A 14602-nucleotide genomic window follows, 5' to 3' on the forward strand; every position below is an offset into this window, starting at 1 on the left:
TGCGCTTTTATAAAGTTATCCACAAAAGCTGTGGATAACTTAGGGTGGTCCCATCGCCAGGAGTCGAACCTGGATCTACCGCTTAGGAGGCGGTTGCACTATCCATTGTGCTACGGCGGGCAGAATTACCGTTGCAAGCTCTTTACTTTTTTGGTAATCGTGCACAACGATTACCAACCACAAAATGCCCAGACCTGATTGGTCATATTGACCATGACTGTGGGCGCGTAATATGCAGCAAAACTAAGACCAAGTGCGATTGTAATGAAGGCATAAGCCAAGAGGGTAAGCCATAGTTTGCGGCTTTTATCCGCAATAAAAAGGGTGCGTTTCATCTTTGCATTGTACTTATGCCAAGGCTGAACGCGCAATGGCTTGTTCACGAATGGGCAGGTTAACGAGGCCAGCAAAGATTCCTAAGACAATTGCTATGAACCAAACAATTTGATAGGAACCAGTTTTATCAAATAAATACCCCCCGAAAAATGCGCCACAAAAACTCCCTAATTGATGCGAGAAAAAGACTAAGCCAGACAGGGTAGTTAAATATTTGACACCAAATATTTGCGCCACGATGCCATTCGTCAAGGGTACGGTAGAGAGCCATAAGAACCCCATAAAAGCAGCAAAAATGTAGGTCGTCATGGGGGTAATGGGCAGTAGAATAAAAGCCGCAATTACCACGGAGCGAGTGAGGTAGATGCCGCTAAGTAAAAATTTCTTGGGAATGGTTTGCGCAATTACACCGGAATAGTAAGTGCCGACCACATTAAATAGACCAATGAGCGCAAGCGCGGTAGTTGCAACCATTGGGCTGCCCACGGCAGGATAAAGTGTAGACATGTCTTTAAGATAAGGCGCCAAGTGCACCGCAATAAATACCACTTGAAAACCACAAACAAAATAACCTAGGGTCAGTAGGCGAAAGCTAGGGTTGCCAAAGGCTTCATGCAATGCTTGCTTTAATGTTTGCTCACCTAACTTCTGGTTGTGACTAAAATTTTTCTCTCGCAGCATGAAGGCTGCCGGCAACATTAAAGTGGCCATGAGGGCCAAAATGAGCAAGGCATCTTGGGCGCCAAAGCCACTAATTAAGCCCTGTTCAATTGGAATCATTAAAAACTGTCCGAACGATCCTGCCGCTGCGGCAATTCCCATAGCCCAAACGCGTTTCTCAGCAGAGACATTGCGTCCGAGTACGCCAAACACAATGCTATAAGTCGTAGCGGTTTGCGCCAGACCAATCAGCAAACCTCCAGCCAGCGTAAAGTTCAGCACTTCGGTTGATAGAGCCATTCCCACCAAACCAAGCGCATACATTAGTGCCCCTCCAACCATGATTTTGAAGGCGCCAAACCGATCGGCAATAGCCCCTGTAATCGGTTGAATAGCACCCCAAGCTAAATTTTGCAAAGCAATAGTGAGGGCAAAGGTTTCACGATCCCAGCCATTCGCGCTGGTAATCGGTAAATTAAATAAACCAAAGCCATGGCGAATACCCATTGAGAGAGTGACTAAGAGGCCGCCAAAAATCAATACCTGTTTTAGAGGGAGGTGATTTTTTGGTGGTTGATAGTTAGCTTGGGAAGGATTAACCATGCCCTAGATTACCCCCATAGGAGCTTGCCTACATAAATTACTCAATGTGCTCATGACCCAATTTTGTCACGGATCGCAAATTCGACCCAAAACCCCTGTGGTACTGGTTTAGATCCCTGGGGCTTATCAGGGTTTTAGTGCGCAGAAAGCAAATTTACGACTTCCTACCCAGATATGACTACAATTTCTGCGCATGGCTACACGTAAACCCGCTCAATACAGCGAATCTTCAATTCAGGTCCTCAAGGGTCTTGAGCCTGTGCGGCAACGCCCGGGTATGTATACCCGCACTGATAACCCGCTTCACGTCATTCAAGAGGTGCTTGATAACGCTGCTGATGAGGCCTTAGGGGGCTTTGGGAAGCAAATTATGGTGACTTTGCATACCGATAGCAGCGTGAGCATTGAAGATGATGGGCGGGGTATTCCAATTGGGATTCATCCAACCGAAAAATTACCTGTTGTCGAAATTGTGTTTACCCAATTGCATGCAGGTGGTAAGTTTGAAAAAGGTTCGGGCGGCGCTTATGCCTTTTCAGGAGGATTGCATGGGGTTGGTGTTTCAGTCACCAACGCTTTGTCTAAGCGCCTTGAAGTTACGGTGTGGCGCGACCAGCAAGTTTCTAGCCTAGCTTTTGCCAATGGCAATCTCATTGAAAAACTGAAAACCAAAGCGAGCAGTAAAGCCGATAAAAATCATGGTACTTGTGTACGCGTTTGGCCTGATGCCAAATATTTTGATAGCGGCCTTATTCCAATGGTCGATTTGACTCGCTTACTGCGTTCAAAAGCAGTACTTTTACCCGGTGTCAAAGTCACCTTAATTCAAGAAAAATCGGGCGAAAGCCAAACTTGGCAATATACCCAAGGCTTACGTGGATATTTAAATGAAGCGATGGCGCAGGGTGGCCATAGCGCTGAAGTGATTCCGCCATTTGAAGGTGAGCAATACTCTACGGGGGAAGGAGCTGACGATAATTTTGCCGAGGGTGAAGGCGCCGCTTGGATTGTGGCGTGGACTGAAGATGGCCCACCTATTCGAGAAAGTTATGTTAATTTAATTCCTACACCAGCTGGTGGTACGCATGAAAGTGGTTTGCGCGAAGGCCTCTTTAATGCAGTAAAAGGCTTTATTGAAATGCATTCTTTGCAGCCGAAGGGCGTGAAGCTCATGCCCGAAGACGTCTTTGCTCGAGCCTCTTTTATTTTGTCAGCCAAAGTATTAGACCCTCAGTTTCAAGGACAAATTAAAGAGCGCTTAAATTCGCGTGATGCAGTTCGTTTAGTTTCCGTTTATGCTAAATCGGCCTTGGAGTTATGGCTAAACCAGCACGTTGATTATGGTCGCACCTTGGCAGAACTGGTTATTAAGCAGGCTCAAGCGCGGACTCGTGCTGGTCAAAAAGTTGAAAAGAAAAAGTCATCGGGCGTGGCAATTTTGCCCGGCAAGTTAACCGATTGTGAAAGTGAAGATACAGCCCTCAATGAAATCTTTTTAGTTGAGGGCGACTCTGCTGGCGGCTCGGCCAAAATGGGTCGTAATAAAGAATATCAAGCCATCTTACCTTTACGCGGCAAAGTACTTAACACTTGGGAAGCTGAGCGTGATCGATTATTTGCTAACAATGAAATTCATGATATTGCCGTAGCAATAGGGGTCGACCCGCATGGCGCGAATGATGAACCCGATTTATCAAACTTACGCTATGGCAAGATTTGTATCTTGTCGGATGCCGATGTAGACGGTGCGCACATTCAAGTGCTATTACTTACTTTATTTTATAAACACTTTCCCCGTTTAATTGACTTAGGCCATATTTATATTGCCCGTCCCCCTTTATTTCGGGTTGATGCACCGGCACGAGGTAAAAAGCCAGCACAAAAAATGTATGCACTAGATAGCAGTGAGCTAATTGCCATTGAGGATAAGTTACGTAAAGATGGCGTACGTGAAGCAGCTTGGCAAATATCCCGTTTTAAGGGTTTAGGAGAAATGAGTGCTGAGCAATTATGGGATACCACCTTAAACCCAGATACTCGCCGTTTATTACCGGTACTGTTGGGTGAGCTGAGTGAATTAGATACGTTTAAGACGATGGATATGTTGATGGGTAAAGCAGAATCAGGTGCGCGTCGGGATTGGTTAGAGGAGCGCGGTAATGAAGTCGAGGCAGATATTTAATGGCAAGTAAAAAACCTCAGAAGAAAGCACCGAGCAAAAAAGGGCAGGCCGATTTATTTGATGAGATTGAGGTCTTGACTAGCCCTCAAGGACTACGAACCAGAGCTAGTGGGGGCGGGAGTAAATTAGGCGACGAAGGTGAAGATCATTTAACGCTGGCGGTATACGCTGAACGGGCTTATTTAGATTACGCCATTAGTGTTGTCAAAGGCAGAGCTTTGCCTGAAGTAGCCGATGGCCAGAAGCCCGTGCAACGGCGAATTTTATTTTCAATGAGCGAAATGGGCTTACGGGCAGATGCAAAACCGGTAAAAAGCGCACGTGTTGTAGGTGATGTCTTAGGTAAGTTTCATCCGCATGGCGATCAGTCGGCTTACGATGCGCTAGTGCGTTTAGCACAAAGTTTTTCTTTGCGTTATCCCCTAATTGATGGACAAGGTAATTTTGGCTCACGTGATGGTGATGGTGCAGCAGCGATGCGTTATACCGAAGCTCGCCTGACTAAAATTGCGAATCTCTTATTGAGTGAAATTGATGAAGGGACGGTCGATTTTGCGCTGAACTACGATGGCTCGTTTGAAGAGCCCAAAATGCTGCCAGCACGTCTACCTTTTGTGTTGCTTAACGGCGCATCGGGAATTGCTGTGGGCATGGCAACGGAAATTCCTGCACATAATTTACGCGAAGTGGCAAGTGCTGCAATTGCTCTAATGAAGTCACCTAAATTAACCACCGCTAATTTATTGACTTACCTGCCGGGCCCCGATTTTCCTGGTGGCGGCCAAATTATTTCACCGGCGGCTGAAATTGCGCAAATTTATGAAAGTGGGCGGGGCAGTTTAAAAGTGCGTGCTCGCTGGTCTATAGAAGAATTGGCCCGCGGTCAATGGCAAATTGTGGTGAACGAGTTGCCCCCCGCCACGTCAAGCCAACGGGTCTTGCAGGAAATTGAAGAGCTTACTAATCCGAAAGTGAAGATTGGTAAAAAAGCTTTAAGTACAGATCAAATCAATTCGCGCCAAACCATATTGAGTATGTTAGACGGTGTGCGTGATGAATCGAGTAAAGATGCCGCAGTGCGTTTGGTCTTTGAACCAAAAAGTAAAAATATTGACGTGCATGAATTCGCTAATTTATTACTGTCGCACACCTCTTTAGAGTCGAATGCGCCGATTAATTTGGTAATGATTGGTAACGATGGACGTCCTCGCCAAAAGGGCTTGCGCGATATTTTACAAGAATGGCTAGAGTTTCGGGTGCAAACCGTTACTCGTCGTACTGCTCACCGGCTTGGCAAAGTAAAAGATCGGATGCATATTTTAGAAGGACGTCGCACTGTTCTTCTGAATATTGATCAAGTGATTAAAATTATTCGTAAAAGCGATGAGCCCAAAGCTGATTTAATAAAAGCCTTTAAATTAAGCGATCGTCAAGCGGAAGATATTCTTGACATTCGTTTGCGTCAATTAGCGCGTCTTGAGGGTATCAAGATTGAACAAGAATTGAAAGAATTAAAAACTGAACGTGATGATTTGCAAGGCTTATTACAAAGTGATGCTACCTTGCGTAAATGCATTATTAAAGAAATTGAAGCCGATACCAAAGAGTTTGGCGATGCGCGGCGGACCTTAATTCAAGAAGATAAGCGCGCAGTAGCTGAAACCAAAGTACTCGATGAGCCAGTTACCGTCATCGTCTCGCAAAAAGGCTGGGTGCGAGTGCGCCAAGGACAAGAGCATGACGATCAGCAATTTTCATTTAAGGCTGGCGATGCTTTGTATGCTACATATGAATGCAGCACCTTAGATGTGATCCAAGGTTTTGGTAGCGATGGGCGGGTGTATACCATTCCGGTTAGCGAGTTACCCGGCGCCCGTGGCGACGGTGCACCGTTAACAAGCTTTGTTAATTTAGCTCCAGGCTCGCAGATGGTGGCTTATTACGCTGGACAGGCTGACGATTTAGTTTTAATAGCCACCCGCGCTGGTAATGGGTTTTTAGCCAATGTAGCCGATATGAGTACCCGCAATAAAGCCGGTAAAGCCTTTATTGGAGTCGATACCAAGCATCCGGGTGGTGACGCGCCTTTATCTGCAGTGAAAGTGTCTGAGGGCATGCGTCAAGTAGCTTGCTTATCAGCAAGTGCACGTTTATTAGTCTTCCCTTTAGATGAATTAAAGCGCTTGCCTGCTGGCGGTAAAGGCGTGATTCTCATGGGTCTGGATGATGGCGAGAACTTAAGCGCAGCAATTGCAGTTGGCGTTGGCGGGGCAAACTATTCGGGCATTGGTCGCGGCGGTAAACCGACTGAGCGGAGTTTAGATAGTAAAACCTTGAAGTCGTTTGCGGGCAATCGCGCGCGCAAAGGTCACTATGTAGATCCGCGCTTAAAAGAAGGGCGCTTAAAGGCGCTTTAGAGGCACAGCTACTCCGCGTTGTACTGCAATAATTTCCGCCATGATTGCAATGGCTATTTCTGGTGGGGTTAATGCGCCAATGGCAAGCCCAACTGGGCCAAATAGGCGGTCTACCTGTGCTTGGGTTAAATCGAATTCACGCAAACGCGCCTTGCGTTTTTGATTATTAGTATGACTACCTAAAGCGCCTACATAAAATGCTGGCGACTTGAGTGCTTCAATGAGGGCCATATCATCGAGCTTTGGATCATGAGTAAGCGCCACCACAGCAGTATGGGGATCAACGGCAAGCGTTAATAATGCATCGTCAGGCATATCTTGAATAAATTGCAGATTATCTTTGCCAAGGCTTGCTTCTAATCCAGCTGCATATTCTTCACGTGGATCAATCATGATTACTTCGAAATCACTCGCAATTGCAAAGTCGGCTAAATAGAGTGATAGCTGTGCTGCGCCGATTAGAATCATGCGCCAGCGCGGGCCATATGAAGTTTGCATATGGTCTGCGGCAAAGGTAAATAGATCATTACGCGCACCGGTTTCTAAAATAGATTCACCCGTTTGCACATTTACAATGCGTCGGACTATTTGTTGATTAGAAATTAATTTTAATAAATTTTCTAGAATAGATAATTGCGGACGCGGCTCAACCAATAAACGAAGGGTGCCACCACAAGGCAGCCCAAAGCGAGCTGCCTCTGCTTGACTGACCCCATAGATGACGAGTTCAGGAGTACTCCGAGTCAGTATTTCAGTTTGCACGCGCCGCATTAAATCATCTTCAATGCAGCCGCCTGATACCGATCCGGCAACTTGCCCATCGGCACGCATCACTAACCAAGAACCTACCGGCCGGGGCGAAGATCCCCAGGTTTGCACGACCGTAGCAATGGCGATGCGCTCGCCCGCCTGCAGCCAAGCAACTGCGGTTTTTAGTACACTTAAATCAGTACTATTCAATTTCCGCGATCAATTCAATTTCTACGCAAGCGCCTAAAGGAATTTGCGCTACCCCAAAGGCGCTTCGTGCATGCTGGCCAGCAGCGCCAAAAACCTCAAACAGCAATTCTGAGCAACCATTAATGACTAAATGCTGGTCGGTGTAGGTATCGCTCGAGTTCACTAGGCCCATTACTTTCACAATGCGCTTGACCCGATCAAGCGAGCCCACTTGTGCTTTCAGAGTAGCCATTAGATCGATTGCAATGGCTCGGGCGGCAGCTTTTCCGGTAGCTGTATCCATATCCTTACCTAGCTTACCCACCCAAGGCTTGCCATCGTGTTTAGCAATATGACCCGAAAGAAAAACCAATTCACCGGTTTGTACTGCCATGACATAAGCACCTGCTGGCGCACCAACTGCTGGTAATTGAATGCCTAGGGTTTGTAAGCGATTATCAATTAAAGCACTAGACATAATTTGACCTTTAAATTTATATATTATTTTGACAGTTGGCGCATCGCGCTTTCTAAGCCCGCTAATGTTACTGGATACATTTTTCCTTGCAGTAGATTTTGGACCATTTCAATCGACTGACGATATTGCCAAACGGCTTCTGGCTCTGGGTTAAGCCAAGCGTAATGTGGAAAATGATTAAGCAAACGCTTTAGCCAAGCGGCCCCCGATTCGCGGTTATCAAACTCGACTGATCCTCCAGGGGAAAGTATTTCGTACGGTGACATCGTGGCATCACCCACAAAAATGAGCTTGTAATCAGCCGAGTAAGTATTAATAATATCCTGAGTAGCGGATATTTGATCGCGCCGGCGGCGGTTACTTTGCCATAAGCGCTCGTAAACGCAATTATGAAAATAATAATGTTCCAAATGTTTAAATTCACTTTTGGCAGCCGAAAATAATTCAGCCACTCGCGCTACATGATCATCCATTGAGCCGCCGACATCCATGAGTAATAACACTTTAACTTGGTTATGTCGCTCTGGGCGCATTTGAATATCGAGCATGCCCGCATTAGCAGCGGTCGAGTGAATGGTTTTATCTAAATCAAATTCGAGCGCTGAACCAGTTCGAGCGAAGCGCCTTAAGCGGCGTAAGGCGATCTTAATATTGCGCGAGCTGAGGGCTAAATTACTGTCATAGTCTTTAAATTCACGCGCTTCCCAGACTTTAATGGCGGTGCGATTGCCAGCACTTTCACCCCCGAGGCGAATGCCTTCTGGATGATAACCAGCATTTCCAAAGGGCGATGACCCGCCTGTACCGAGCCATTTTTTTCCACCTTCGTGGCGACCCTTTTGCTCTTGCATGAGTTCGGCTAAGCGTTTTTTTAAAGCCTCGGGCCCACCTAATTTTTGCAAGGCGGCTTTTTCTTCAGCAGTTAATACCCGTTGCAATTGTTTTTCAAGCCAAGCGAGCGGAATTTCAGGTTGTAAGGTGATGATATTTTCGATGCCTTGAAAATAGGCCCCGAAGACCTGATCAAAGCGATCGAAATATTGCTCATCTTTGACTAAGGTCAGACGGGCAAGTTGATAAAATGCATCGATCGAAGGGGTGATAACACCTTGCTTAAGCGCTTCAAGCAAAGTAAGAAATTCCAGTATTGAGACTGGTATTTTGGCCTTTTTTAATTGGCTGAAAAAATCAATGAGCACGTTAGCGGTGGTTCCGATTCATGAGCACTAAACGCTCAAATAGCTGTAAGTCTTGTTCATTTTTGAGTAAGGCGCCATGCAAGGGGGGGATTAATACGTTTTCCTCGCTTTGATAAAGCGCTGCCGGCGAAACGCCATCAGCTAAAAGTAGTTTTAACCAATCGATTAATTCTGAAGTTGATGGCTTTTTCTTCAGCCCCGGCAAAGACCGAATTTGATAAAACGATTGCAGGGCAGCAGCTAATAAATCGGCTTGTAAGTTTGGGTGATGGACCGCAACAATGCTGCGCATCGTGGCCGCATCGGGAAAGGCAATGTAATGAAAGAAACAACGGCGTAAAAATGCATCAGGCAATTCTTTTTCATTATTTGAGGTAATAATAACCAAAGGACGATGTTTAGCCCGAATGAGTTCATGGGTTTCGTAAACATAAAACTCCATCCGGTCAATTTCTCGCAGGAGATCGTTGGGAAACTCGATATCGGCCTTATCAATTTCATCGATTAATAACACCGTCGGTTCCTCGGCTTCAAAAGCTTGCCAGAGCACCCCTTTAATAATGTAATTGCGAATGTCATTTACTTTGGCATCACCTAGTTGTGAGTCGCGTAAGCGACTTACTGCGTCGTATTCATAGAGGCCTTGCTGGGCTTTAGTAGTAGATTTAATGTGCCACTGTAAGAGCGGCATTTTTAAAGCTGAGGCTACCTCTTCGGCCAACATCGTTTTGCCAGTGCCTGGCTCCCCCTTAATTAATAAAGGGCGCTGTAAGGTAAGGGCTGCATTCACCGCGAGCTTGAGGTCCGCTGTAGCGATATAAGTGCTTGAGCCGTTAAAGGTGCTGGGAGAGAGGGGTGGGGTTTGCTTCATCTAAATTCGCTTAAATAAGGAGAGGGTGTAGCCATTTTGCCTAGGAATGACATAGGGAGCAAGGGGGGAGAGTGGGGCAGTGGACGTCTAGTCCGCTATAATCTGAGCAACTTAAAACCGCTTAGTATATTTTTTCATGAATAAATTATCTGCCGCCAAGCCTAACTCTGCCAATCGACTTTACCCCTTAGTGCTTTTGTTAGGCGGGGTTTGCTTTGCCTTCTCGAGCTTTAGTGTGAGGGCGCAAGCCCAAGACCTTAAAGGCTCTGCTGAAGCTGGTAAAGCCAAGGTATGGTTGTGTACAGGCTGCCATTCCATTCCCGACTACCGTGCGGATTACCCCTTGGTCTATCACGTACCTAAAATAGGGGGGCAAAATTCAGCCTATATTTCCAGCGCTTTACTTGCCTACAAAAAAGGCGAGCGTAAACACCCCACGATGCGCGCTATTTCTACTAGCCTATCGGATCAAGATATGGCTGATATTGGTGAATACTATGCCGCGCAAAGTAGTAGTTCCCCGATTAATTCGATGAAGTGATTTTGATTTAAAGGTTTGTTTATGAAATTTATAGTTATCAGCCTTCTTTTTCTTGCCAGCATGGGCGTAGCCTCGGCAGCGGATATTGAGAGCGGGAAAAAATTAGTTGCTGAACGTAACTGTGCCGCCTGTCATGGCCCCGATTTTTACACCTCGATTGCACCGACTTATCCTCGTCTGGCTGGGCAGCATGAAGATTATCTGTACTACGCTTTACGCTCGTATCAAGTTGAGACGAATGCGAACTTCGGACGTAAAAATGCCATCATGGGTTCTCAGGCCAAAGGCTTGACCGAGCCACAAATGCGCAATATCGCCGCTTATTTGGCCTCTTTACCTGGTCCATTACTCGTAAAAAAATAATTGATTTAGGCCCTAATAAACTGGGGCGGCAAATACTAATTAGCGGCTAGCTACTAGGCCTTGTGCTAAATGCGCGCGCATAGCTTTGGCTGCTAGTTCGCCATCACGTTGCAAAATAGCTTTGAGGATGTTGCGATGCTCGAGTAATGAATTTTGGAGGCGCCCGGTTTGATCTAAGGAATTGCGACGTTGTAGCTTCAGTACCTTGCGTAAATCGGCGATGACCCCCGTCATCCATGGATTAGCGGTAATTTCGAGTAAAAGCTCATGAAATTGCACGTTTATTGCAAAGAATTGCTCTAAATCGCGATCGGCAGCAGCCTTTTCCAGCTTTAAATGCAGATCATCTAAGCGATTGAGGTCACTTTCGCTGGCCTTGAGGGCTGCTGTTTTAGCGGCTTCCCCTTCTAAAAGCGAGAGCACCGTAAAGATTTGCGCTAAATCGGTTTGATGTACTTCGGTAACGTACGCCCCCCGCCGTAACTTCATGGTAATTAAACCCTCAGCAGCCAGCACTTTAATGGCTTCCCGCATGGGGGTGCGGCTAATTCCATACTCTTCAGCGAGGCTTTGTTCGTCTAGCCAGCTACCCGGGGCAAAGTCGTGAGCAAAGATTTGGGTTCTAAGTCGTTCTGCGACTTCTTCATATAATGGCCGTGAATTCATTTTTGTATTCATAATTATGTATACAATAGCTAGACAGGAGGACATTTGTCAAGCACAATTACACCATTAGTTGCTTTAATCAGTAAAAAGGCTAAATAGGAGCCATTAATGAGTAAAGATCGTAAATCTGGGCGTAAATCGCCGCAAACTACCGCTAGCGCTTGGCCTGGCATGGCTAAGCCCAGCCTAGAGGAATGGCGTAAATTAGCTGAAAAATCGGCACCAGCGGGCCAAGTTGATCAACTGGGCTGGCAAACCCCTGATGGCATTCACCTGAAGGCCTTATATACCGAGGCCGATGTCCGCGACCTCCCGTTTAAAGATTCATTGCCAGGTTTTGAGCCCTTTATACGTGGGCCACAAGCTACGATGTACTCGGTGCGACCATGGACAATTCGCCAATACGCAGGTTTTTCTACGGCGGAAGATTCCAACGCCTTTTATCGCAAGGCGCTTGCTGCAGGTGGTCAGGGTATTTCAGTGGCATTTGATTTAGCCACCCATCGTGGCTATGACTCCGATCATCCCCGCGTTACCGGTGATGTAGGTAAAGCCGGAGTGGCAATCGATTCAGTTGAAGATATGAAAATTTTATTTGACGGAATTCCCCTCGATACAGTTTCTGTGTCGATGACGATGAATGGCGCAGTGCTACCTATTTTGGCGGGCTACATTGTTGCTGGTGAAGAGCAAGGCGTGAGTCAGGCAGAGTTATCTGGCACGATTCAAAACGATATTTTAAAAGAGTTCATGGTGCGTAATACGTATATATATCCGCCTGAACCATCGATGCGCATTATTGGTGACATTATTGAGTACACCACTTTGCACATGCCGAAATTTAATTCGATTTCTATTTCGGGTTATCACATGCAGGAGGCAGGCGCCAATCAAGTTCTGGAGTTGGCCTTTACTTTGGCAGATGGTAAAGAGTATGTTAAAACGGCGCTGGCCAAAGGGCTTGATATTGATGGCTTTGCGGGGCGCCTGTCATTCTTTTTTGCGATTGGCATGAATTTTTATTTAGAAGTTGCTAAGTTAAGGGCAGCGCGCTTATTGTGGTGGCGCATGATGAAAGAATTTAATCCTAAAAATCAGAAGTCATTAATGCTTCGCACCCATTGCCAAACTTCAGGTTGGTCCTTAACCGAGCAAGATCCTTATAACAATGTAGTGCGCACTACGGTTGAGGCTATGGCTGCTGTCTTTGGTGGCACCCAATCGTTGCATACCAATTCTTTTGATGAAGCCATTGCTTTACCATCTGCTACCTCAAGCCGTATTGCTCGAAATACGCAATTAATTTTGCAAGAAGAAACGCATATAAGTAGCGTAATCGATCCTTGGGCTGGATCCTATTTAATGGAAAGCTTGACTCAAGAAATGGCTGATAAGGCCTGGGAAATTATTCTTGAAGTGGATGCCCTCGGTGGCATGACTAAAGCGGTTGAGAGCGGTTGGGCAAAACTGAAAATTGAAGCGGCTGCTGCTGAGAAACAAGCCAAAATAGATTCTGGCGCCGATGTTATTGTGGGCGTAAATAAATATCAATTACCTGAAGAGGACTTAGTTGATGTTTTGATTATTGATAACGATAAGGTGCGCAATAACCAACTTGAGCGCTTAAAAAGCGTAAAAGCTAAACGCGATAATACGCAGGTTGTCTTGGCGTTGGCTGCGTTAACAAAGGCGGCAGAAGAAAATTCAGGTAATTTATTAGCTTTAGCAGTTGCTGCGGTACGCTTACGCGCGACTGTTGGTGAAGTTTCTGATGCTTTAGAACAAGTTTACGGGCGCCATCGCGCCGATACGCAAAAGGTGACCGGAGTGTATGCAGCTGCTTATGACTCAGCCGAGGGCTGGGAAAAACTAAAAGTCGAAATTAATCAATTTGCTAAAGACGTGGGGCGTCGCCCGCGCGTGATGATTGCCAAACTGGGACAAGATGGCCATGATCGTGGCGCCAAAGTAGTTGCTACGGCCTTTGCTGATTTGGGCTTTGATGTTGATATTGGCCCTTTATTTCAGACGCCAGAAGAATGCGCCCGGCAAGCGATCGAGAATGATGTGCATGCCTTAGGCATTTCAACTTTAGCGGCAGGCCATAAAACTTTGGTGCCTGCCATTATTGAGGAATTAAAAAGACTTGGTGGTAGCGACATTATTGTGTTTGTAGGTGGGGTCATTCCGAAGCAAGATTATGAATTTTTGTATGAAGCCGGCGTGAAGGGCATATATGGGCCAGGCACGCCAATACCGGCATCAGCCAAAGACATACTTGAGCAAATTCGGCAGAGCTTAACTTAAGACACCATGTCTGCCAATTCTTCGCTGCTGGCTGCCGATCAAGCTTTAGTCGACGCTATTATTGCGCCGCCAAGTGCTGCGCAGCGTCGGGCTCTGGCCAAAACGATTACTTTATTGGAATCGACACGTGCTGATCATCGAGCGCGGGCTGATGGCATTTTAAATACCTTGTTACCGCACACGGGTCGGTCATTTCGCTTGGGTATTTCAGGTGTTCCTGGGGTAGGTAAATCAACTTTAATTGAAATCTTGGGCTTATATTTAATTGCGCGTGGTCACCGCGTAGCTGTCTTGGCAATTGATCCTTCATCGAGCTTGTCAGGTGGGTCGATCTTGGGTGATAAAACCCGCATGGAAAAATTATCGGTGCATGAGCAGGCTTTTATCCGCCCCAGCCCTTCGTCTGGCACGCTCGGTGGTGTAGCCGAAAAAACCCGCGAAGCCCTTTTGGTTGCAGAAGCTGCTGGCCATGATGTGGTCATTGTTGAAACCGTTGGAGTAGGTCAAAGCGAAATTGCTGTGGCTGGGATGACCGATTTATTTTTATTATTGCAATTACCGAATGCTGGTGACGATTTGCAAGCGATTAAAAAAGGCGTGATGGAATTGGCTGATTTAATCGTGATTAACAAGGCTGATATCGATCCTGATGCAGCCCAGCGTGCGCAGGCTTTCATTACGAGTTCTTTACGTTTATTAGGGTTTCAAGGAAACCCCGACCATGCGACCCATGCGAAAGATTCTTGGCATCCATTAGTGATGACGATGAGTGCTCTACATAGCCAAGGGGTGCCAGAGTTATGGGCGCATATTCAGCATTTTCAGCAGTTACAAACTGCTAATGGAAAGTTACAAGCTAGACGGCAGGCACAAGCTGGGGCCTGGATGTGGGAACGGATTGATGCGGGCCTCAAGGCCAGCTTCCGTGAGCATGTCGCAGTACAAGCTGCATTACCGGAAATGGTTGCGGCGGTTAATCAAGGCACCATGGCAGCCTCGGTAGCAGCGCGACGCTTACTGGAATTGTTAGCAAAATAACC

Annotated in this window: 13 protein-coding genes and 1 tRNA gene; 6 read left to right on the plus strand and 8 right to left on the minus strand. The window is 46.5% G+C overall.

The annotated features are described in order from the left end of the window. Positions 1–45: 45 nt before the first annotated feature. The 3 genes from LZT22_RS02100 to LZT22_RS02110 form a co-directional block, all read right to left on the minus strand. Positions 46–120, minus strand: a tRNA-Arg gene (locus tag LZT22_RS02100). A gap of 50 nt (positions 121–170) precedes the next feature. Beyond that, the gene (locus LZT22_RS02105; RefSeq protein ID WP_233923412.1) at positions 171–335 is read right to left on the minus strand and encodes a hypothetical protein; all 165 of its coding nucleotides are present in this window, start codon (positions 333–335) and stop codon (positions 171–173) included. A gap of 13 nt (positions 336–348) precedes the next feature. Next, on the minus strand, positions 349–1599 hold the full coding sequence (locus LZT22_RS02110) for an MFS transporter (protein ID WP_233923413.1): 1251 nt from the start codon (positions 1597–1599) through the stop codon (positions 349–351). 193 nt (positions 1600–1792) lie between these two features. On the opposite strand from LZT22_RS02110, the gene LZT22_RS02115 reads away from it, so the two are divergent. Both LZT22_RS02115 and parC read left to right on the plus strand, forming a co-directional pair. Continuing rightward, complete coding sequence (locus LZT22_RS02115; RefSeq protein WP_233923414.1) at positions 1793–3781, plus strand: DNA topoisomerase IV subunit B; 1989 nt, start codon at positions 1793–1795, stop codon at positions 3779–3781. Further along, positions 3781–6198, plus strand: a complete 2418-nt coding sequence (gene parC / locus LZT22_RS02120) for a DNA topoisomerase IV subunit A (RefSeq protein WP_233923415.1) — start codon at positions 3781–3783, stop codon at positions 6196–6198. The genes LZT22_RS02115 and parC overlap by 1 nt, the downstream gene beginning before the upstream one ends. Here parC and LZT22_RS02125 read toward each other — a convergent pair. Genes LZT22_RS02125 through LZT22_RS02140 form a run of 4 tightly spaced genes read right to left on the minus strand, consistent with a single transcriptional unit; the run spans position 6184 to position 9685 of the window. Further along, positions 6184–7158 (minus strand): XdhC family protein, encoded by a 975-nt coding sequence (locus LZT22_RS02125; protein ID WP_233923416.1) that lies wholly within the window; start codon positions 7156–7158, stop codon positions 6184–6186. The genes parC and LZT22_RS02125 overlap by 15 nt on opposite strands. Then, positions 7151–7615 (minus strand): RidA family protein, encoded by a 465-nt coding sequence (locus LZT22_RS02130; RefSeq protein WP_233923417.1) that lies wholly within the window; start codon positions 7613–7615, stop codon positions 7151–7153. Before LZT22_RS02130 ends, LZT22_RS02125 begins: the two co-directional genes overlap by 8 nt. A gap of 23 nt (positions 7616–7638) precedes the next feature. After that, on the minus strand, positions 7639–8814 hold the full coding sequence (locus tag LZT22_RS02135; protein ID WP_233923418.1) for a VWA domain-containing protein: 1176 nt from the start codon (positions 8812–8814) through the stop codon (positions 7639–7641). A gap of 1 nt (position 8815) precedes the next feature. Then, the gene (locus LZT22_RS02140; RefSeq protein ID WP_233923419.1) at positions 8816–9685 is read right to left on the minus strand and encodes a MoxR family ATPase; all 870 of its coding nucleotides are present in this window, start codon (positions 9683–9685) and stop codon (positions 8816–8818) included. Between the two features lie 136 nt (positions 9686–9821). Between LZT22_RS02140 and LZT22_RS02145 the strand changes: the two genes are divergently transcribed. Together LZT22_RS02145 and LZT22_RS02150 are read left to right on the plus strand one after the other, a co-directional pair. Next, on the plus strand, positions 9822–10226 hold the full coding sequence (locus LZT22_RS02145) for a cytochrome c (RefSeq protein ID WP_233923420.1): 405 nt from the start codon (positions 9822–9824) through the stop codon (positions 10224–10226). Between the two features lie 21 nt (positions 10227–10247). Continuing rightward, positions 10248–10589: a cytochrome c gene (locus LZT22_RS02150; RefSeq protein ID WP_233923421.1), complete on the plus strand. Its 342-nt coding sequence runs from the start codon at positions 10248–10250 to the stop codon at positions 10587–10589. Between the two features lie 39 nt (positions 10590–10628). On the opposite strand, the gene LZT22_RS02155 is transcribed toward LZT22_RS02150, so the two are convergent. Then, the gene (locus LZT22_RS02155) at positions 10629–11255 is read right to left on the minus strand and encodes a GntR family transcriptional regulator (protein ID WP_370635177.1); all 627 of its coding nucleotides are present in this window, start codon (positions 11253–11255) and stop codon (positions 10629–10631) included. 171 nt (positions 11256–11426) lie between these two features. On the opposite strand from LZT22_RS02155, the gene scpA reads away from it, so the two are divergent. Together scpA and meaB are read left to right on the plus strand one after the other, a co-directional pair. After that, on the plus strand, positions 11427–13562 hold the full coding sequence (scpA, locus tag LZT22_RS02160; protein WP_233923720.1) for a methylmalonyl-CoA mutase: 2136 nt from the start codon (positions 11427–11429) through the stop codon (positions 13560–13562). A 6-nt stretch (positions 13563–13568) separates the two neighbouring features. Further along, positions 13569–14600, plus strand: coding sequence for a methylmalonyl Co-A mutase-associated GTPase MeaB (gene meaB, locus LZT22_RS02165; protein WP_233923423.1), 1032 nt, complete (start codon positions 13569–13571; stop codon positions 14598–14600). Positions 14601–14602: the final 2 nt, after the last annotated feature.

Origin of the sequence: Polynucleobacter sp. IMCC 29146 (assembly GCF_021395195.1) — a bacterium.
In the GTDB taxonomy this organism is placed as follows: Bacteria; Pseudomonadota; Gammaproteobacteria; order Burkholderiales; family Burkholderiaceae; genus Polynucleobacter.

Coding starts and splice junctions, on each gene's coding strand:
- parC (WP_233923415.1), top strand. CDS start 3,781: ATGGCAAGTAAAAAACCTCAGAAGAAAGCACCGAGCAAAAAAGGGCAG.
- LZT22_RS02150 (WP_233923421.1), top strand. CDS start 10,248: ATGAAATTTATAGTTATCAGCCTTCTTTTTCTTGCCAGCATGGGCGTA.
- LZT22_RS02115 (WP_233923414.1), top strand. CDS start 1,793: ATGGCTACACGTAAACCCGCTCAATACAGCGAATCTTCAATTCAGGTC.
- LZT22_RS02105 (WP_233923412.1), bottom strand. CDS start 335: ATGAAACGCACCCTTTTTATTGCGGATAAAAGCCGCAAACTATGGCTT.
- LZT22_RS02140 (WP_233923419.1), bottom strand. CDS start 9,685: ATGAAGCAAACCCCACCCCTCTCTCCCAGCACCTTTAACGGCTCAAGC.
- LZT22_RS02130 (WP_233923417.1), bottom strand. CDS start 7,615: ATGTCTAGTGCTTTAATTGATAATCGCTTACAAACCCTAGGCATTCAA.
- meaB (WP_233923423.1), top strand. CDS start 13,569: ATGTCTGCCAATTCTTCGCTGCTGGCTGCCGATCAAGCTTTAGTCGAC.
- scpA (WP_233923720.1), top strand. CDS start 11,427: ATGGCTAAGCCCAGCCTAGAGGAATGGCGTAAATTAGCTGAAAAATCG.
- LZT22_RS02145 (WP_233923420.1), top strand. CDS start 9,822: ATGAATAAATTATCTGCCGCCAAGCCTAACTCTGCCAATCGACTTTAC.
- LZT22_RS02110 (WP_233923413.1), bottom strand. CDS start 1,599: ATGGTTAATCCTTCCCAAGCTAACTATCAACCACCAAAAAATCACCTC.
- LZT22_RS02155 (WP_370635177.1), bottom strand. CDS start 11,255: ATGAATTCACGGCCATTATATGAAGAAGTCGCAGAACGACTTAGAACC.